Genomic DNA, 20,214 nt, shown 5'->3' with positions numbered 1-20,214 from the left:
TAAACATAAAAAACTTCCGTTGTGTAACGGAAGTTTTTATATACTTCTCTTATAACGATAATAATATCTCTTGAAAATCTTCAACCACTTCAGCCTGAGCTAATTTCTCTATCGTATTTTGATTAGACATAATATCATATAAAAAATCATAAAGCTTTTGTAAATCTTCATTATTATTGCGCTTTACACTAAATAAAATAATAACTTGTACTTTCTTATCTCCCCAGTCAACCGCTTTATCAAGTGTACAAAACATCAAAAATGTTTTCTCACTTAATAACTGCATCGGATGTGGAATCGCAACTAAATTCCCAACTGCTGTAGGGGATGTATTCTCTCTTTCCATAACAGAGTCATAAAAGCTTTCTGGTACATAGTTTTTCTCAGCAGCTTTCTCACATAAAAATTGGATAACCTCTTCCTTTGTAGAAGCACTGTGATTTAAAAAGATTAAATCTTCCTTCATATATTGCTGCACACTAGTATTCACATGCGCAAATAACTGCTGACCAATTGACTTAATCTCTTTATCATCAAATATTGAGTTTACTTTTATAACAGGCACAGGTAAACCACTTGGTATATGAATCGTACTAATAATACAATCTATCTTTTCTTTGTAGAGATCTTCTACTTTCAATTGATAATAGCCTGTAATCCCTACAATCTCTAATTTATCTCGGAACTGTGATAGAATTTTATATTTCAATAGTTGAGCACTTCCTTGACCAGTCGCACAAACTAATAAACATCTTTTCTTTTGATTCTGTTCCTGTAAACGACTCATCGCTCCGCCGAAGTGAATCGCAATATAACCAATTTCACTTTCCGGAATCGATTCTCCCGTATATTCACCAATTATATCTCCAACAAGAACCGCAATTTCAAAAGCATACGGATAATTCTTTTTCACTTCTGCCAAAAGAGGATTTCTCGTATTTAACTTATACTTCAAACGGTTTAATAACGTTTTTAAATGAACACCAAACCCGAATAATAATTCTTCATCATAATAAAAAATAAGATTCCGTTCTTCCGCTACTTTAAAAAGAATATGTTGCATGAATGCATATAGATCTTTTCCTAATAGTTCTTCCACATTTTCATAACGATTTTTCGCTGTAACAGCAGTACTTAATAAATGCATCGTCACATATAAAACTTCTTCTTCGGGAAATGAAAGATGCAACTCTTTCTCTAAATCCCCTAAAATCTCTTTCGCAATTGTATATTCTTTCTTTATTATAAGTTCAGCTTGCTCTGTATGTAGTCCTTTCATATAATGTTGATCTTCACAACGCTTTAATGCAATTGCAATATGAATGACTAAATTATCAATTTCTATATCTGATAAATATATCGCTCCTCCTTCGATATACTTTAATATAATCGAACGGATAAGCGGTATATGAGGTAACGATAAATATGTATCATTCTGCTCAAATTGCTCATGAAACGGAGTATGGTCATAACGTGGTAAACCATATTGTGATAAACAAGAACGAATATGAAACTCCTCTCCGACAATACGTATACCATAATATGGTCTCTTTTCAATTTGTAATTGATAGCGACCACATATATCTGTCACATCTTTCATAATTAAATTTACAGTCGATTTACTTACATAAATCTCCTCTGCTAGCTGTGAAAGCTTCACATACCCATCTGTCGTTAAAATACGTTGCAGAATGTAAGCTATCCTTTCTTCATAAGAAGTCGGGATTTTTTCTGTCTGTTTTTGAAATAGACTCACGCAAAACTCTTCAAACTTCTTCGCTTGTATAATTTCTAGTTCGTATCCAGTCCCTCTTTGCGATTCAATTTTCGCTCCGTTTTCTTCCAATATATCATTTAATAATTTTATATCTTTTTGAATCGTCTTCGTTGATACATGTAAACGGCTCGCTAAAAAAGCTCGATTTAACATCGATTTCTCTTCTAAAAACTCCTCTAAAATAGAAACTAATCGCTGATGCACCTTTGTCATAGCTCTTCCTCTCGCAATTTATATATAAAAAGGAAAAAGCTGCTGAGGTCAGTAGTTTTTTCCTTTTTTAATTTATCTATTTCTTTAATGTAAATCCGAATTTATCCCATGCTTGTAAATAGTCTAGTAAGAAAATCTCTTCTTCTACAATTCGACCAACTACATTTGTTTTTCCTGTATTCACCATATCTTTTAATGCAATTTGCAATTCACCTTTATATTGGCCATATTGCTCATTATCAATTAAAAGATCGCCGCGCTTAATTTCACGTGTATTATGAGGTTTAAACTCTTCTTTTTTATATTTCACACGGCTTTGTGTCGAACGAATCATATATTCAGATACATCCCCGCGATAAAAATGAGGTTCGTCTAATACGATAATTCTTTCTAATTCTGTCGTTGTATCATATAACTCTATATCAAATGTTTGTTTCTCTTTATTTAATGCACCTAGTGCTTGTAATTCTTCTTCTGATGCATAAGCGTTCGCAATAATAACATCATCAATTAATTCTGTCGCAAATAAATGCTTCGCCTGTGTTGTCATTGGTAGTTCACGATGCTGTTCTAACGTACATAATCCTTCTGTTACGGGCCAAGGTCCATATGTTGCATCAAATGATGAAATAAAAGCAGCCGTTCTCATACCGTAATCTTTAAATTGTTTCGAGCATGTAATGAAATGATCGTATGATAATCCAGAATAACGATGCGGATAAAAATTATGGCAACCAATTAAATTTTCACGATTTGGTCTATGGCTCATAATATTATCTACATACTTCGTACCGTTACTCATATTAATCTCAATTTTTAAGCCATACGGATTGTAAGTCATAATTGATTCTTCTAATCCTGAGAAACCAACATCTAAACGAATACCGTACGCACCTAGTTCATGGAAGAATGATAAATCATTATATGAAATACCTAGTTGTTCAAAAACAGCTGGACTAATATCAACTAATACTTGGAACCCTAATGCATTTGCATGAGAGATCGTTTCTTTAAACTCTTCTATAATTTTCTCTTTTTCTCCATCTACAGACAATAAGCATGTGAATACACGTGTAAATCCGTATTTACTTGCTAATGTTAAATATTCCTTATCTTTCTCTACTGTTGAATGTTCTGGATAAATAGAAATACCTAATCGTCTCATATGTACACGCCTCTTTCTTCATTGTTTTGTAAACCTTTTCAAATATATGTAGTGAAAAAGTATATATCCCCTTCTCATTCACTACTTTTTGAATCCGCTTTCTTTAAAGAAAAAATAGTTTCTATCATTCATACCAACTACAAGTCTATACATCTATACTTTACAACTTTTTTTCATAGTTGTGTAGCTTTTACACAAATTTGTCAGTTTTTCACCTCGAAAATTGTTGTACGTTTTCAAGGCACCTTCCTTGACTGTTACATTGGCCAATACATATACTCGAAAGAAAAGAGAAATTTTTTATATAGGGGATGAATACATGGGAGAAGCAATACTCGTAAAACGAGAACCGTTATGGACGAAAGAATTTGTCGCGCTAATTCTAGCAAACTTATGTATGTTTTTAGGATTTCAAATGTTAATTCCTACTTTACCCGTTTATGTGAAAGAAATTGGAGGTACAAGTTCCAATATCGGATTCGTTGTCGGCATGTTTACTGTTGCGGCACTTTTTGTTAGACCGCTAACTGGAAATGCCTTGCAAAAATTTAGCAAAAAAATCATTTTAATGATCGGTACTGCTATTTGTTTACTCGCTATGGGTAGTTACCTTTTCGCTTCAACTGTTTTCCTATTGCTTGCCGTTCGAATTTTACACGGAGCTGGTTTTGGTATTACAACGACTACATATGGAACTGTCGTTTCAGATTTAATTCCGCAAGCTCGCCGTGGTGAAGGCATGGGATATTTCGGTCTTTCTGGAACGATTGCAATGGCGCTCGGTCCACTTATCGGACTTTGGCTTATGCAAACATATAACTTCACGATTCTTTTTTTATGTGCACTTTCCTGTACAATTGTTTCATTAATATTAACGAAACTACTTCAAATCAAAAAATCGCCGCAATCACCACAGCAAACATCTGGTACCTTCCTTGATGGATTTATTGAACGTAAAGCTTTACTTCCTTCATTATTAATATTATGTATTACATTAATGTACGGAGGAATTGGGAGCTTTATTACATTATTTGCTACGGAAGTCGGAATTGCTGATATAAGCCTCTTCTTCTTATTTAATGCACTTGCAATCGCCGTCACTCGGCCGTTTTCTGGAAAATTATATGATGCGAAAGGTCATACATTCGTTATTATTCCAGGAGTTATTATTACGTTTATAGGTATTATTTTATTGTCGTATACAACTACAATTCCAAGTTTAATTATTGCGGCAGCATGCTACGGAAGTGGATTTGGAGCGATTCAACCTGCTCTACAAGCATGGATGATCGACCGAGTAGCACCTCACCGCCGAGGAGTTGCAACAGCTACATTCTTCTCAGCATTTGACCTAGGAATTGGTGCTGGCGCAATTATTTTTGGATTCATTGCACATTTTACAAACTACGCAACTGTATATCGTTATTCCTCTCTACTACTTATTGCTTTCCTGTTCATTTACATCACAAGTGTAAAAAAACAAAAGCACGGAAATAAAAACAGAGAAAAAGCTGCTGGATAATTTCAGTGGCTTTTTTCGTATTTTTGATGTTATAAAACTACATGCATTTTCCTACATATTTTTTTTACTTTCATCAAAAAATATACGATGAACTCGCAGACGCTTTCCTTCATATTCAACCGAACAATACTATTCTAAAAAGTGTGATTTCTTTACAAAATTAAGATTTATACAAGATAAAAACCAATAAAATACAGCCATTTCTTTAAGGAATTGTAAACTTTTCTTCCCTTTGTAAATTTAGTGTAAATTTTACGGATAAACCGTTTACAGTGCCTCAAGGTTCAGTTAATAATTACATCGTACATGAAATTTAAGGAGTGGAATGCGTGGAATATAATGTTCAAGATATGATCTTCCAGTTCATTGGTGGATTAGGTATTTTCTTATTCGGGATTAAATACATGGGCGATGGACTGCAACAAGCTGCTGGAGATCGTCTTCGCGATATTCTAGATCGCTTTACAACAAACCCACTAATGGGTGTACTAGCAGGTATGCTAGTTACTGTATTAATCCAATCAAGTTCAGGAACAACCGCTTTAACAGTCGGACTCGTAAGTGCTGGATTTATGACATTAAGACAAGCAATCGGTGTTATTATGGGTGCGAACATCGGTACGACAGTTACTGCATTTATTATCGGAATTAAAATCGGAGAATATGCTCTTCCAATTATGGCAGTTGGAGCTATCTTACTATTCTTCTTTAAAAATAAAAAAGTACATTCTTTAGGTCAAGTTATATTCGGTTTTGGTATGTTATTCTTCGGTTTAGAACTAATGAGCACAGGTATGAAGCCTCTTCGTTCTTTAGAGTCGTTCCAAGAATTAACAGTTAGCATGAGCGACAATCCAATTCTAGGTATTGTTGTTGGTACAGTCTTCACTTTAATTGTACAAAGTTCAAGTGCAACAATCGGTATTTTACAAGAACTATTCGGTCAAGGTGCAATCGATTTACAAGCTGCCCTTCCTGTATTATTCGGTGATAATATCGGTACAACAATTACAGCAGTATTAGCAGCAATCGGTACTTCAATTGCTGCAAGACGTGCAGCATTGGTTCACGTTATCTTTAATATTGTCGGTACAATCATCTTTACGATTTTATTAATACCTTTTACAAATTTAATTCAATATTTCCAAACGTCATTAAACTTAAATCCAGAAATGACAATTGCATTTGCACACGGAACATTTAACGTAACGAATACAATCATTCAGTTCCCATTCATCGCTGTATTAGCATGGATTGTAACGAAAATTATTCGTGGTGAAGATGCTGCTATTGATTTCAAACCGCAACATTTAAATCCAATCTTTATTGAACAATCTCCAGCTATTGCTTTAACAGAAGCACAAAAAGAAATTATTCGTATGGCTGAGTTTTCATTACATGGATTAAAAGAAGCAAACCAATTTTTAAACACACAAGACAAAAAACACGCTGACATGGCTACTCAATTAGAAGGAGCTATTAACAATTTAGATAAAAAGATTACCGAGTATTTAGTTTTACTCTCAGAAAAACCACTTTCACCGACAGACTCTGAGAAGCATTCAGTTCTAGCAGGTGTTGTTGGAGATATTGAACGTGTCGGTGATCATGTAGAAAACCTTGTAGAACTTGTAGATTTCCAAATCTCAAACCGTGTTTCCCTATCAGACGAGGCACTAACTGAACTAAATGAAATGCTTGAGTTAACGATTTCAACATTACAAGACGCAGTTGAAGCTTTAACAAACTTCGATACTGAACTAGCTCAAACTGTTATTGCAAAAGAACGTAAAATCGATCAAATGGAACGTGTTCTTCGTAAACGTCACGTATTACGTCTAAACGAACGTAGCTGTTCAGGTGATGCAAGTATCATCTTCGTTGATATGGTAAGTAACTTAGAGCGTATTGGCGATCACGCTGTAAATATCGCTGATGGTGTTTTAGGTGAACAAGGTAAAGTCAATTTAAAACAATCATTATAATAAAAAAGAGACGCTAACGTGAGCGTCTCTTTTTTTATTTCATATTTACAACCGTTCTTCCTTTTAACTTTCCTTGCAATATAAGTGTAAATTTCTCATCTAATTCTTCTAATGTACATTCTTCTGTATAAGATCGTAACTCTTTATTTCCCCATTCATTGGCTAGGAGCGTCCACACATCTCTTCTCACATCCACTGGGCATTGCACTGAATCTATCCCTAACAGGCTGATACCTCGTAAAATAAACGGATATACCGTTGTTTGTAATTGCTGGCCTGCCACATTACCGCATGTCGTTACGCACCCGCCATACTTTACCGTTTTTAAAGCTGTTTCTAACATATGTCCACCTACAGTATCGATAACCCCGGCGTATATTCCTTTTAACATTGGTCTTCCTGATTCATCATTCAATTCCGCGCGATACATCACTTTTTTCGCTCCTAGACGTAGTAGCATCTGTTCCTCTTCCATTTTTCCTGTCGCTCCTACTACGCTAAACCCTAACTTACTTAAAATACTAACAGCTACACTTCCTACACCGCCTGTAGCACCCGTTACTAAAACATCCCCCATACTAGGCGTTACTCCTGCTCTAATAAGCTTATATACTGATAAAGCGGCTGTAAAACCTGCTGTCCCGTACATCATACTTTCCTTTAATGACATTCCCTCTGGTAAAGGGACAATCCAAGATGCCGGCACGCGAATATATTCTCCAAAACCACCAGAAGTATTCATCCCTAAGTCATATCCTGTTACAATGACTTGATCCCCTACCTTAATGGTAACATCTTCACTACTCACAACCACTCCTGCTGCATCAATTCCTGGCGTATGAGGATATGTTCTCGTAACACCTTTATTACCTGTAGCTGAAAGAGCATCTTTATAATTTAGTGAAGAATAATGAACCTTTATTAATACGTCTCCCTCAGGTAAACTACTTACTTCTCTCTCGACAACGTTTCTTACAAACTGCTTACTTTCTGTTTCGTTCACAACAATTGCTCGGAATGATGTATGATTCATTATGCCCTCTCCTTTATCCGTAAATTTCTTCTTTATTATATAGAAGAAATAATTAAACCTACTCATTTCTTCATGGCTATATTTCAACAAATCTTACTTCTCTATTACTTTCTCACAATACATATTTTCATTTCCACTAAAACAACTTATACTTATTCTACATCTCAAAAATAAAATATAAAAAATCTGACTTTTTATAAATAAATTGAATTTTTACGAAATGTAAATGTTTTGTAATGTTTTTTTTCGTCAAATTTCATTATAATAAGTGGATATGAGTGTCGTATTTCAATCCAAATGAAGGAGTACAGGAAATGGAGCAAAACCCATCTTTGCAAGAAAATACACGCAGTAAACCGAAAAAAAGTAAGAAAAAAACAAAAATTATTATAAGCGTTATTCTATTCTTTTTAATAGTAGGTGGCGGTTATACTTGGTTTTTAGTAAATAAAGCATCTTCTGCTGTTCGAAATGCCGCACACGATTTAGCACGCGGTGATAAATCTGATTTACGTGATAAAGTTGTAAAACCTATTACAAACAATGTCTCTGTCTTAGTAATGGGTGTCGATGAAAGCGATGTCCGAGGAAAAGAATATGGTGAAGCTATAAGAACGGATGCACTATTACTTGCAACGTTTAATAAAGATAGCAAAACTGTAAAACTATTAAGTATTCCACGAGATACATATACGTATATTCCAGTGGAAAAGAAAAAAGATAAAATTACACACGCTCATGCATACGGTTCTACTAAAAACGGAAAAGATGGTGGACCACAAGCAAGTATTGATGCAGTTGAAAAATTACTAAATGTTCCTGTTGATTACTTTGTAAAGTTTAACTTCAAATCATTTATGAAAATTGTCGACGATTTAGGCGGCATTGAAGTTGATGTACCAGTTGAATTTACGGAACAAGATAGTAATGATAATGCTGATGCAATTCACCTGAAGAAAGGTGTTCAAAAGCTAAATAGTGAAGAAGCTCTTGCTCTTGCTAGAACACGCCACATCGATAGTGATGCAATGCGTGGGCAACGTCAACAGCTCGTTATTGAAGCAATTTTAAAGAAACTAACAAGCGTTGGATCTGTAACAAAAGTTGGTAACATCATTGATGATATTAACGGACAGTTCGTTACAAACTTAACATTCGATGATATGCTTTCATTCTATAAGTACGGATCGGATTCAGAAATTGAAAAATTACAAATTCAAGGTGAAGACTGCTACATGGCAAAAGGTGATGATACTTGTAGCCAATCTGCTGGTGGCGGCCGAACGTATTACTACAATCCAGATAAAAAAGAATTAGCAAAAGTTACAAATGATCTTCGTACTCATCTTGGATTACCTGCATATACAAAAACAGACTCTGATTCGAAAAAAACAAGTACAGAGAAAACAAAAGAATCTAAGTCTGAAAATTCAAGTGAACGCGAATCAAGTAACAATGAAGTGAAAAATAAAAATAGCAATGAAGATACAGAAACATCGTCTAACGACAATGAATAATAAAGAAGCAGTTCTCTATGGAGGTAGAGTACTGCTTCTTTTTATTCCGTCACAATCAAAAATCAGAACTTTCTAACTATCTTTTTTAATATTTTTAAATTATAATAAATAGTAGCAATCTATTCCAATTATCAGGGGGCTCATACATATGAAAGCTGCAGTAAAACATAACATCTCAGATTTTAAAGACTACTTAAAGTCAAACGATATATACATGGAAGAAAATATAGATGAAAATGATGGTTCTGTTCATTTTTCAGTAGGGTTAGAGACAGAAACTGGCGCAAAAATTCAACTTATCGCTGCTTTCCAAAACGAACATCCTACTGTAGATATATACTGCTTCAATGTTGCTCATGTACCTGATGCAACAGCAACAAATGATATTTTGCACGTTATTAATGAATTAAACACATCTTATCGCTTTGCAAAATTCACATTAAACAAGCAAAATGCAATTGACATTTCAACATCTCTTGCATTCTCAGAACCAAACTTTAATCCAGCACTTGTCTTTGAACATACGAGAATGCTATATAAATTAGCAAATGACGAATATAAAAACTTAATGAAAGTGATTTGGGCGTAAATGAAAGGATGGGCTGCAAGCAGCGCCATCCTTTTATTTCGATATCATATCAACCCACATCTTAATAGCAGTTCCTACAATCAAAATCGATAACATATATTGCAGTGCTTTTTGATTGATCCTCTTCCCAACTCGCGCTCCAAGCGGCGCAGCAAAGATACTTGCAATCGCAACAATAAGGGCTGGAACTACAACTACTTGCCCAGTTATCACTTTTCCAGTCGTAATCCCTACTGAGGAAATGAACGTAATAGCGATAGAGGTTGCTATCGTTGTACGTATCGGCAATTTTAAAATAACTAGCATAATCGGAACTAAAAGGAACGAACCTCCAGCACCTATAATGCCTGATGCTCCGCCTACAATAAATGCTAACAAACTTGCTAACCATTTATTATATTTTACTTCATCACCATTATTTCGTTTCGGTACGAACATCATAATAGCAGCTATTGTTGCTAAAGCTGCATAAACAACATTGACCGTATGTTCCTCTAATATGTTAGCACCAAAACTACCTATGAAACTTCCTATTAATATACTAGCTCCCATATATACAACTAGCGTTTTATCCATCTCATTACTTTTCCGATAGGCCCATGCCCCTGCAAAAGTTGCAAAGAATACTTGCACCGCTGTAATACCACTTACTTCATGTGCAGTATAGCCAGTAAATCCTAGCAATACCGGAATGTATAAGATCATCGGATAATTAATAATCGCACCGCCAATTCCAACCATTCCTGATATAAACGATCCTATAAACCCAATTATAAAGAGTAATACGACTAAACTCACCTTATATCCCCCGCCTTCTAAAAAGAAGGTGATTTAAATGAATAAGTTCACATTTCCATCCGAAGCATCTGCTAAATAAGCTCCTACTCCTGCAAACTCTATCCCTTCCATAATCTCTTCCTCTTTTAACCCTAATAAATCTACTGTCATTTGACAAGCTACAAGTTTAATCCCCTGTTCTTTCGCCAAATCTATTAAATCTGGTAAAGGCATCGCATTATGTTTTTTCATAATACCTTTAATCATCTTTGGCCCCATACCGGCAAAATTCATTTTCGATAATCCCATTTTGTCAGCACCACGCGGCATCATCTTTCCAAATACTTTTTCGATGAAAGTTTTCTTTACCTTCACATGCTCATCTTTCCTTAAAGCATTTAATCCCCAAAAAGTATGAAATATAGTTACCTCTTGATCATACGCCGCTGCACCATTTGCAATAATATAAGCAGCCATCGCTTTATCGTAATCTCCGCTAAATAAAACGATTGTTGTTTTCTTCTGTTGTTCCATGTTGTTCTCCCTCCAATTACCTATAGGGGTATTTTTATTGTTATAAAAAATCGTTTCACCCTATTCTACTTTCCCTTCCCACGCTAACATACCACCTACCATATTGATTGCTTGAAAACCGTAGCTCTCTAAAAATTGAACTGCTCGTGCACTTCTTCCGCCAGAACGACAAACGATGATATACTCTTTCTTTTTATCCAACTCATGCATACGAAACTCCAATAGTCCTAGTGGAATATTACACGCTTCTGGAATTTTCCCTTCAGCTACTTCTTCTACTTCACGTACATCTACGATATTTACTGTTTCTTTACGCAACAATTTTTCTTCTAATTCTTTTGCTGTCATTTCTTTCATTTTACATTTCCTCCTCACAAACCATTCATCCCGCCTGAAACATTGATAACGTGCTGAAACCCTAATTTCTTTAATACTTTTGCTGCTTGCTTACTTCTCATCCCGCTCTGACAAATAACGATTACTTCCTTATTTTTATCTAACTGACTTGCTCTACTAGCTAACTCATTTAAAGGGATATTTTGAAATCCTTTCATATGATTTCCTCTATATTCACTTACTGTACGAACATCGATAAGTTGTTTCCCCTTTTTTCCCGCTATATTCTTTAATTGTTTTCCACTTATATTTTGAACACCTTTAACTGGTAAAAAACGCGACATAACAACTACTACAGCAAATACAATGAAAAGCGTACTTAGTATTGTATTCATATAACCAACCTCTCTATATTTATAAAACTACTACGCCTTCTTAATCCAAAACTTCAGCACATCATCTTCTTCTACATGCTTTACAATGTCATGACCACTTTTATTTGCCCATGCTGGAATATCCTTAATAGACCCTTTATCCGTTACATGTACTTCTAACACTTCTCCCGTTTGTAAAGTATCCATCGCTTTCTTCGTTCTTACAATCGGCATTGGACATGCTAAACCTGTTGCATCTAATACTTGTTTTACATTCATCATCTATTCCTCCATTTTTTATTTATTTCATTATTCGTGCACTGCACAACGATTTGGACCAATCTCCATTTCACGCTCTTTATCCACACTTGGGTGAATTTTACCCATATTGGTTTGACGGATTTCTTCATATGCATTTGGCTGAGGTGGTAAGTTTTCTGTTACAGTTTTACGGAACTCTACCTCATCCTCAATATTTAACCCTGCATTATTCGCAAACAAATCTTTTAATTTTGCGCTAACAATACCACTTTTGGTCATTTCACTTACTTTTGAATAATGAGCTGGTAACACAACTAAATTTTGAGATAGCTCTTTATATCGGCTATACAAAGTATTACGTAAATCACTTACCCAATCTTCAGCCTTCCCAGCAAGATCTGGACGCCCGATTGAATCCACAAATAAAATATCGCCTAATAATAAATAGGAATCATCTACAATAAATGATGTACTTCCAATCGTATGCCCCGGTGAGTATAATGCGTCAATTCTAATTTTAGTACCCCCCACCGTAATAACAGTTCCTTCAACAAGCGGTTCGTATGAGAAAACAACTTCCTCCGCATCTTTTGGCGGTAACCAATACGTACCACCGACTTTTTCCGCTAGCTTATGTCCTCCAGAAATATGGTCTGCATGTAAATGCGTATCCATTACATTCGTAATCGTAACACCATGCTCTTTCGCAAATTCTTCATACGCTTCAACTGTTCTTACTGCATCAATAACTGCTGCTTCACCGTTTGAAACGACCATATAAGATAAACAACCTTTTCCAAGGCGGTTAAACTGATACATACTTCCGCCATTTTTTAAATCTCCAACTTTTATAGGCTTTACATATTCACTCCAAGCCTTCATACCACCAGCTAAATAATAAATATTTTCTAACCCATCCTCTGTTAACTGCTCTGCCACAAATATAGAAGATCCTTCTTTTGCACATACTACTAAAACATCTTTATCTTTAGGCAATTCACTTGCAATATGATCTACACCCTCTAATAAATCAAAGTACGGCACATTCATTGAAGTAACTTCTTTTCCTTCAATTTTCCAATCTTCATAATCCGCCTCATTACGAACATCTAAAATAAACAACTCTCCGAATAAAACTTTCTCTGCAACATCTTTCGCTTGTAACGGTTTAACATTCATTCAATTACCCCCATAGGTATATTTTTATTTAAAAAATTTTAATTCTTTATATTCCCTTGCCACTCTAACATGCCTGGAATGACATTCTTCACATTTACATAACCTTTCTCTTTCAACATGTGGCAAGCTACATCACTACGGTTACCAGTTCGGCAAACAACATAAATTTGCTTCGTCTGATCTAAAGCTGCACTGTCTAAATCTCCTAACGGCACGGAAACAGCCGATGGTATATGACCAAAAGCGAATTCCGCTGCTTCTCGAACATCTAATACAATACACTCTTCATCACTTAATAATATCTCTTCCAACTCCGTATTCGTAATTGTAAGAGGATACTTCGCTACTTCATTCAATTCATGTTCATGTGCTTTTCTAACGTAATGCCTCAAAACATCGCCCTCTTGTTTCGTCCCGATATATTGATGCCCTACTTTATTCGCCCAGCTTTGTATGTCTACTGTAGACCCTTTATCTGTTGCCTCAATCTCAATCACTTGTCCTGACGTCAATCCTTCCATCGCCTTCTTTGTTTTCACAATCGGCATCGGACAAGCCAAACCTTTACAATCTAAACTCATATCCACTTTTATACTCATAGTCGATTCCTCCACAATTTATATACATATACCTGTAGGGGTATATTAAAATGTTTTTGAAAATCTGTCAACTCTTACGTTTGACAGATTATCGGCTTTTTACAAGTAATTGAACAGCTTCTTTAATTAACTCTTCATTTGAACCATTACCTTTTTCAAACTGCTCACGTAAACATTGCTCTAGATTTGTTCCAACAACAAGTCCAATTGTACGATCAAGTGCAGAACGAGATGCCGTTAACTGTGTAATAACCTCTCGGCAATCTTTTCCTTCTTCCATCATACGAAGCACACCACGAACTTGGCCTTCAATACGTTTTAATCTATTTTTCATATCTTGATTGTATTCCACTATAGACCACCTCCGTAATTATAACTATATTATACATTACTTTGTAACTTTGTATAATATCATATACCCTTAAGGGTATATTGTAAAGCGTTTTATTTTTTGAAACCTTCTAAGGTATAGTAAAAATGCAAAAGCTACTGATTGTATTAGCTTTTGCATTTCTCAACTACACTGCATTATTATCTTACTTCTTATAAACTCTTGTTAAAAATATAATCCATTTCTCCACCTAACGCTGCCGCTGTATCACCCGTTTTTCTAAAATCATGTGTATATATTTCTTCAAATGTACCGAAATCTACTTGCTTATAAAATTCAAAACAAGGGAATCCATCATGCTCTCCTTGAACATCGATAGTACCATCCTTTTTCACACAGACATGTAATACATAATCTACAGGAGGTGCATATACATTTAATGGATTACTTGCACTCGCACTCATTTTAAATTGTACGCCACCAGAATTCCATACGATATCAGTACACACAATATTTTCCGTACTCGCTTTTCCAGTTCTTTTATTCACCGAACCATCTGGATTCGTAACCTTCTCTGTCGTAATACCCGTATTCGCATATGAAAACACTTCTTCTTTATAAAAATCCACTACTACCTCTTGCTCCACTCTAGAGCGCATCGTATTTACCGCATGTGGTGTAAATTCACGTGAATCACCTTCAAATTGGATTACTTGTCCTGTTTCCATATCCTTCTTAGCTTCAGTCCAAGACATTGGAATAAATACACTGGCTCTAATTTTTACGATATTAGTCATAAGAAACACCTCTATAATTCTAATTTTATATACTGCATTATTTAATAAAAAATCCACCATTTCAGCTACATAATTAAAGCCTTTCTCTTTTATGTTGGCTACTTCCTTCATAAAAATGGTGCTATATTTTCGTTTTAAAGTTATATTCCATTTCTCCAGCTAGTGCTGCTGGAGTATCATTTGTTTCTCTGAAATCATGTGTATATATTGATTCAAACGAACCAAAATCTACTTGTTTATAAAATTCATAGCAAGGGAAACCATCATGTACACCTTCAACATGCAAAGTACCACTTTTATTAACTCGTATAGCCAACAAATAATCAGCTGCGGGTGCCGCCGCATTTAACGGATTACTTGCACTTGCTCTCATTTCAAATGAAACTTCATCTTCACTCCATACAATATTAGTACATGCGATGTTTTCTGTACTTGTTTCTCCCTTTTGATACTCAATTGAGCCATCTGGATTTGTAATTTTTACAGTAACGATGCAAGCATCTGCATATGTGAAAATTTCTCTTTTATAAAAATCAACAATCACTTCTTGTTCCAATCTTGAACGCTTTGTATTTACAGCGTACGGTGTAAATCCACGTGCATCTCCAGCGTATTCAAACACTCTTCCTGTTGCAGCATCCTTAATAGGCTTCAGCAATGCATACGGTGCAAATACACTCCCTCTAATTTTTACGATATTAACCATGTGAAACCTCCATTGATTCTATATTATATAAATCATTATTTGTTCTACAACATAATATAGTCAACTTAATTGACTACAAATACGGAGGTTATATACATGGATCAAACATTTAACGAGTTAGATCTTACATCGCTTTTATCATTATCATTTAGCACATTAATTACTGAACTACATGACAAATTAAATGAATTGGGATTTGAAGATATTAGGCCAGCACATGGTTTTATGTTCAAACGCATTCTACCTAATGGAGCAACGGGTATAGAACTAGCTGAATATTTAGGGGTTTCAAAACAAGCTGTAAGTAAAATGGTGGATTCTCTTGAGAAGAGTGGCTACGTTACACGCAAAACACATCCTACTGATAAAAGAGGGAAAATCATTGTTTTAACCGAACGTGGTTTGTCAGTATTGAAAGCAAAAGAAAAAATAGTAGCTGAAATAGAGCAACAATGGATTGAAAACATAGGTGCTGAACGAATGCAAATGCTCAAAGAAGATTTAACAACATTCGTTACGAAAGAAAATACAGGAAAATTATCATCAAATATACGACCTGTCTGGTAAACAAAAACTCCATATAAAAACGAATCCATTTTGATTATTCTTTTTCAAAATGGATTCGTTTTCTACAATAATATATTTATTACTCTCGTTTCATCTCTATCATTAACCCTAACTATTTGCGTCTCACTATTTGGTAAAAATACGATATAATTTCCCTTCCTCACATTCTTCCAAATAACTTTCCCTTCTTCATCCGTTTTCCCTATTGAAATCCCAATTTCTTTACTCGGCTCAGGTGATTCATCTTTCATAAGTATAATTTCAAAATCTTTTATTGGCTGTTTTTCTTTATTTTTCACGTGAAAAGTTACAGAATTAACAATCTTACTAAACTTCTTTTCATTATTTGCTATAGAACTAGACATTATGATAATGACCAATATACAACATAAAATCCATATAAACTTATTATATTTATTCAGACCATTTTTTAAGATTATTAAAAACATCATCTGTCACCCGATTTCCAGAATTCCAAGAATTCCTTCCTACTGTATGGGTAGCTATTATTGTTACACCCGTACGAGAATAGTCATGATATACAGGTGCTCCACTTTGACATCCATAAGTGTCCATCTTATATGTTAAAATTCTAGGACTAGTTCCTTCAATTGGTCCATAATCTGTCCACATAGTATATTTTTCATTTCCTACTTTATCACACGGATACCCTGGAACTACTGCAAGTAACCCCTTTGGAGACTCTACATTAGTAGTTCTATATCCTAACCAACCTGTATAATCTCCAGGAGATCCATTTAATTTAATGGCTCCATAATCAAATTCCGAATCTCCATCATCAGTCCATCCACTTACTGAATAAAGCTTTGTCCAACTATAAGGCAAATACGGTGCTTGGTTTCCATTTCTACCAGGAGTCACAATAACATTTTTTGCCCATCCACCAAGCTTTTTATTGTAAACACAGTGCCCAGCTGTAAATACTGTATCTTTACTAATTAGCGCTCCTGTACACCCATAAACCTCTTGTCCATTAAATTGAATTACTAAGTGTACTATAGCCCTATAAGGATACAAAGTTGTATCAGTAACTCTAATTCGATCATCTCTTCCTATTATAGAATGTGTAAGGATATTAGATGAATAATTAAAATTACTGTCTCTTAATAAGTATCCCCAATCTTCCCCACCATGTTTACGCCCTTCAAATGAAGGTGAAACAAGATCTTCTCCCCTTCGATCATTACTATACAAAGATTGTTCTTGAAAAAGTACACGTTCTCCCTCATTGGAAACTGATGTCCACGGTACATCTTCTGCATACACCTTTTGATTCACTAAAAATACTGTACAAAAAAAGATAAAAAGAACACCAAAACTATAAAGAGCCAACCTACATCTTATAGAAATAAAGCTATCCAACATAACTTACCTCCTATACAAATGATAGCGAACAATTGAAGATCCCTTTATAAATTCTAGTTTTTCTTTTTTTAGAAGTCAATGTAATTAATAATGATAATCATTATTAATTACATTGACTTAACAAAATCACACAATTAGTCATATTCTTTACTCTGCGTTCAAAAATCTGTCTCATTAAAGGTTTACTTTATTACATAAACCCGTAACCTTCTTCACAATCAGCTCCGCAGTATTTTCCTCCAGTGGCATCAATAAATTCGTAACCGGTCCATACACTACAGGGCTTAATTCCACTTCATATCCACCATATGCGAATTCTTCTTTCGTTGGTAAGTAACCAATATATCCGTTCGTATATCCACCAAAGAAAGCTAGTTCATTTTGAAGACTCTCTTTCATTTCTAACGCAGTCTCTGAAAAAGGTTCCATCGGTATACCAGAGAATATACCATCATTAATTTGAAACAGTTGCACTTCTAAATCAATACGTAACTGCCGAATACCTTGCTTATATTTTTCTAAAACGATAGTAAGCCATTCATCCGTATTCACGCCCCACTGTTTCTCTGCTAATTGAGCCATGCTTCGTATCTCATTTATTCCAGGAATATCTTTCAACTTCATTTGCATCGTACTCGAAACTGTTCTTAAATTTACAATTGGGCTGTATGTAACTGTTGGCAACATCGTTAATACATGTCCACTAAGCGTGTAAACCATTTGTTTTAACGCTTCCTTTGAACCTCTATACTTCGCATTCACATTACCAGCAGCTCCTTGCACAATCATAACAGGACAGTTTACGATTTTCTCAAGAATCTCTCTCGTCATTCCAGGATAATCTGCTGATAATACATCACTATCACCTTTTAAAACATTCGGATGCGCAGTACAAAATACTACAATACCAGATAGCTCCTTCGTTTCAGCATTTCTTATTGCTAACATGCCAATACGTTTATCTACAACACCATCTATATTTGTTCCCATCTTTGCTCTTCCATCAGATGTTCTCTCTCTTCTGTTTACCCCAATATCACCTGTCGTAACACCCCAGCCAACTTCACATAGCTTCAAGTTGTTATTCGCAGTAACCGCACCGTGCACTACATTATTTACTAAAATCGTTTTATACGACTGTACGAGCGGATTATCACCGACCGTCTCTGGACCGGAATGCGTATGAGTATAAACAACCGTTATTCGCTCAAACGGCACATGAAGTTCACTCGCTACTTGCTCACGAATCATATTCGTATCTTCTACTAACATCCCAATATTATCAATACTTATAAACACAGTTTTCATTTCACCTTTTTCAAATACAAAAACCGTCCCATAAATACGTTCTTCAATATTATTTATTCCTGTCTCTCTATGATATCCGACAAAATCAATACCTATAGGCGGCGTAATATCCACCTTGCATACCCCTATTCTGCTCATTTGAATCGCTCCATTTCTCTATGTAACTCCCTTTTTCAAGAATAGCATATTTGAAAATTTGTTCCAGATGAAAAAGACCGGATATCTATGTCGGGCCTTCCCCAAGGTCTATCATATTAATAGGAAGGCACCGTTAATCAGCTATATATTCACTTCTACCAAATCTATAACAAACCTATACCCCAGGAGGTTAAATATACACTATAAAAACTTATAGTATATCTTACGATTGCACTACATGCATTGCTTTACAATGTAGCTTTTCGTTTCACTTAACATCAAAATATTACAATTTTAGATAGAGAAAGCATTTTCATTGTGATATTATGAATCCATATTATTGAAATTAACGGGAGGATACTATGAAAAATCGCTATTTAAATACTTTATTATTGGGGATTATTGCTGTACTCATCGCAATATTTGTTTTAGGCTATTTTAATATCATTTCTTTACCCCAAAAGAAATCTGTTGTTACAAAACAAATTGATTCAACAAAAGAAACGAATCAACAAAATTCCAACAAGGAAAAGCAAGAGTCCAAAAAGAACAATGAGTTGGCTATAGACGAAACAGAGGTTTCTTTACTAACTAAGAATACAAAAGGAGAAACTATACCACTAGGAAAATCAGATTTAGGCACAGCACTTGACTACGAAATTTCGCCTAGCGGAGATAAAATAATTTTGAATAGCCGTGTATTAGCTGATGAGCCAGGTAAGTTATCCTTGTATGATTTTAAGGCAGACAAACAGACAGTAGTGAAAATAGATTCCAAATTAAATAACTCACAGACTTGTAAGAGCGTTACATGGATTGATAATAATCACTTATTGCTTGTAATAGGTGGAGCTGCAGGAAGTGCTAACCACGGTGGGGATTTATACACTTATAACGTACAAACAAAGGAATTCAAACTCTTTAAAGAACGTCCTAAAAACATTAGTTATACAAAAGTAGTTGGGGATATGGATTCTTTCTATTTTATCGGTATTCAGTACACAGATGACAATTATAATGAATATACTGGTTATGTTGAAACCGTTTCTACAAACGAAATCAAAAATTCTTTATAGTAAATGTGTGCAACAACTTGAATGTGAGTAAGGATTTTTAAGTT

The 20,214-nt window shown here is 34.9% G+C and carries 22 protein-coding genes; 6 read left to right on the top strand and 16 right to left on the bottom strand.

The annotated features are described in order from the left end of the window. Positions 1-49 precede the first annotated feature (49 nt). Positions 50-1,990: a BglG family transcription antiterminator gene (locus tag MKY00_RS04215; protein ID WP_016716535.1), complete on the bottom strand. Its 1,941-nt coding sequence runs from the start codon at positions 1,988-1,990 to the stop codon at positions 50-52. A gap of 76 nt (positions 1,991-2,066) precedes the next feature. Next, positions 2,067-3,155 carry a DUF871 domain-containing protein gene (locus MKY00_RS04210; protein WP_001253342.1) on the bottom strand — a complete coding sequence of 363 codons (1,089 nt, stop codon included), beginning with the start codon at positions 3,153-3,155 and terminating at the stop codon, positions 2,067-2,069. A 319-nt stretch (positions 3,156-3,474) separates the two neighbouring features. Between MKY00_RS04210 and MKY00_RS04205 the strand changes: the two genes are divergently transcribed. Together MKY00_RS04205 and MKY00_RS04200 are read left to right on the top strand one after the other, a co-directional pair. Beyond that, positions 3,475-4,677 carry an MFS transporter gene (locus MKY00_RS04205; protein WP_016716534.1) on the top strand — a complete coding sequence of 401 codons (1,203 nt, stop codon included), beginning with the start codon at positions 3,475-3,477 and terminating at the stop codon, positions 4,675-4,677. A gap of 329 nt (positions 4,678-5,006) precedes the next feature. Then, complete coding sequence (locus MKY00_RS04200; protein WP_074585718.1) at positions 5,007-6,662, top strand: Na/Pi cotransporter family protein; 1,656 nt, start codon at positions 5,007-5,009, stop codon at positions 6,660-6,662. A 34-nt stretch (positions 6,663-6,696) separates the two neighbouring features. Here the strand turns inward: MKY00_RS04200 and MKY00_RS04195 are convergent, their stop codons facing one another. Beyond that, complete coding sequence (locus MKY00_RS04195; RefSeq protein ID WP_016716533.1) at positions 6,697-7,695, bottom strand: YhdH/YhfP family quinone oxidoreductase; 999 nt, start codon at positions 7,693-7,695, stop codon at positions 6,697-6,699. Positions 7,696-8,009: 314 nt separating this feature from the next. Here MKY00_RS04195 and MKY00_RS04190 point away from each other — a divergent pair, with 314 nt between their 5' ends. Together MKY00_RS04190 and MKY00_RS04185 are read left to right on the top strand one after the other, a co-directional pair. Continuing rightward, complete coding sequence (locus tag MKY00_RS04190; RefSeq protein WP_016716532.1) at positions 8,010-9,212, top strand: LCP family protein; 1,203 nt, start codon at positions 8,010-8,012, stop codon at positions 9,210-9,212. A gap of 148 nt (positions 9,213-9,360) precedes the next feature. Further along, positions 9,361-9,801: a hypothetical protein gene (locus tag MKY00_RS04185; protein ID WP_016716531.1), complete on the top strand. Its 441-nt coding sequence runs from the start codon at positions 9,361-9,363 to the stop codon at positions 9,799-9,801. 33 nt (positions 9,802-9,834) lie between these two features. Here MKY00_RS04185 and MKY00_RS04180 read toward each other — a convergent pair whose 3' ends face one another. The 10 genes from MKY00_RS04180 to MKY00_RS04135 all read right to left on the bottom strand — a co-directional run bounded on the left by MKY00_RS04180 (position 9,835) and on the right by MKY00_RS04135 (position 15,695). Next, positions 9,835-10,599 carry a sulfite exporter TauE/SafE family protein gene (locus MKY00_RS04180; RefSeq protein ID WP_016716530.1) on the bottom strand — a complete coding sequence of 255 codons (765 nt, stop codon included), beginning with the start codon at positions 10,597-10,599 and terminating at the stop codon, positions 9,835-9,837. A gap of 33 nt (positions 10,600-10,632) precedes the next feature. Continuing rightward, entirely contained in the window at positions 10,633-11,112 is a 480-nt protein-coding gene (locus tag MKY00_RS04175) for a DsrE/DsrF/DrsH-like family protein (RefSeq protein ID WP_016716529.1), read from the bottom strand. 60 nt (positions 11,113-11,172) lie between these two features. Next, on the bottom strand, positions 11,173-11,469 hold the full coding sequence (locus MKY00_RS04170) for a rhodanese-like domain-containing protein (RefSeq protein WP_029141061.1): 297 nt from the start codon (positions 11,467-11,469) through the stop codon (positions 11,173-11,175). Positions 11,470-11,483: 14 nt separating this feature from the next. Continuing rightward, positions 11,484-11,843 (bottom strand): rhodanese-like domain-containing protein, encoded by a 360-nt coding sequence (locus MKY00_RS04165; RefSeq protein ID WP_016716527.1) that lies wholly within the window; start codon positions 11,841-11,843, stop codon positions 11,484-11,486. A gap of 30 nt (positions 11,844-11,873) precedes the next feature. Continuing rightward, positions 11,874-12,104, bottom strand: a complete 231-nt coding sequence (locus MKY00_RS04160; RefSeq protein WP_016716526.1) for a sulfurtransferase TusA family protein — start codon at positions 12,102-12,104, stop codon at positions 11,874-11,876. Positions 12,105-12,131: 27 nt separating this feature from the next. After that, positions 12,132-13,262 carry an MBL fold metallo-hydrolase gene (locus MKY00_RS04155; RefSeq protein ID WP_341034523.1) on the bottom strand — a complete coding sequence of 377 codons (1,131 nt, stop codon included), beginning with the start codon at positions 13,260-13,262 and terminating at the stop codon, positions 12,132-12,134. Positions 13,263-13,300: 38 nt separating this feature from the next. Continuing rightward, positions 13,301-13,861, bottom strand: coding sequence for a sulfurtransferase TusA family protein (locus MKY00_RS04150; RefSeq protein ID WP_016716524.1), 561 nt, complete (start codon positions 13,859-13,861; stop codon positions 13,301-13,303). Between the two features lie 88 nt (positions 13,862-13,949). Further along, positions 13,950-14,213 (bottom strand): metal-sensitive transcriptional regulator, encoded by a 264-nt coding sequence (locus MKY00_RS04145; RefSeq protein ID WP_000456204.1) that lies wholly within the window; start codon positions 14,211-14,213, stop codon positions 13,950-13,952. A 191-nt stretch (positions 14,214-14,404) separates the two neighbouring features. Then, the gene (locus tag MKY00_RS04140) at positions 14,405-14,989 is read right to left on the bottom strand and encodes a DUF3238 domain-containing protein (RefSeq protein WP_029141060.1); all 585 of its coding nucleotides are present in this window, start codon (positions 14,987-14,989) and stop codon (positions 14,405-14,407) included. A 121-nt stretch (positions 14,990-15,110) separates the two neighbouring features. After that, positions 15,111-15,695: a DUF3238 domain-containing protein gene (locus MKY00_RS04135; RefSeq protein ID WP_016716522.1), complete on the bottom strand. Its 585-nt coding sequence runs from the start codon at positions 15,693-15,695 to the stop codon at positions 15,111-15,113. A 96-nt stretch (positions 15,696-15,791) separates the two neighbouring features. Here MKY00_RS04135 and MKY00_RS04130 point away from each other — a divergent pair, with 96 nt between their 5' ends. Beyond that, entirely contained in the window at positions 15,792-16,262 is a 471-nt protein-coding gene (locus MKY00_RS04130) for a MarR family winged helix-turn-helix transcriptional regulator (protein ID WP_000372889.1), read from the top strand. 62 nt (positions 16,263-16,324) lie between these two features. On the opposite strand, the gene MKY00_RS04125 is transcribed toward MKY00_RS04130, so the two are convergent. The 3 genes from MKY00_RS04125 to MKY00_RS04115 all read right to left on the bottom strand — a co-directional run bounded on the left by MKY00_RS04125 (position 16,325) and on the right by MKY00_RS04115 (position 19,094). Then, the gene (locus MKY00_RS04125; RefSeq protein ID WP_000478580.1) at positions 16,325-16,711 is read right to left on the bottom strand and encodes a DUF2606 family protein; all 387 of its coding nucleotides are present in this window, start codon (positions 16,709-16,711) and stop codon (positions 16,325-16,327) included. Further along, entirely contained in the window at positions 16,677-17,648 is a 972-nt protein-coding gene (locus MKY00_RS04120) for a trypsin-like serine peptidase (protein WP_000887283.1), read from the bottom strand. Before MKY00_RS04120 ends, MKY00_RS04125 begins: the two co-directional genes overlap by 35 nt. 174 nt (positions 17,649-17,822) lie before the next feature. Further along, positions 17,823-19,094, bottom strand: coding sequence for a neutral/alkaline non-lysosomal ceramidase N-terminal domain-containing protein (locus MKY00_RS04115; protein WP_029141059.1), 1,272 nt, complete (start codon positions 19,092-19,094; stop codon positions 17,823-17,825). A gap of 362 nt (positions 19,095-19,456) precedes the next feature. On the opposite strand from MKY00_RS04115, the gene MKY00_RS04110 reads away from it, so the two are divergent. Beyond that, the gene (locus MKY00_RS04110) at positions 19,457-20,170 is read left to right on the top strand and encodes a DUF4652 domain-containing protein (protein WP_016716520.1); all 714 of its coding nucleotides are present in this window, start codon (positions 19,457-19,459) and stop codon (positions 20,168-20,170) included. Positions 20,171-20,214 lie beyond the last annotated feature (44 nt).

Source organism: Bacillus sp. FSL R9-9834 (assembly GCF_038006905.1).
GTDB lineage: Bacteria > Bacillota > Bacilli > Bacillales > Bacillaceae_G > Bacillus_A > Bacillus_A pacificus.
This window is presented reverse-complemented; position numbering and strand designations above follow the sequence as displayed.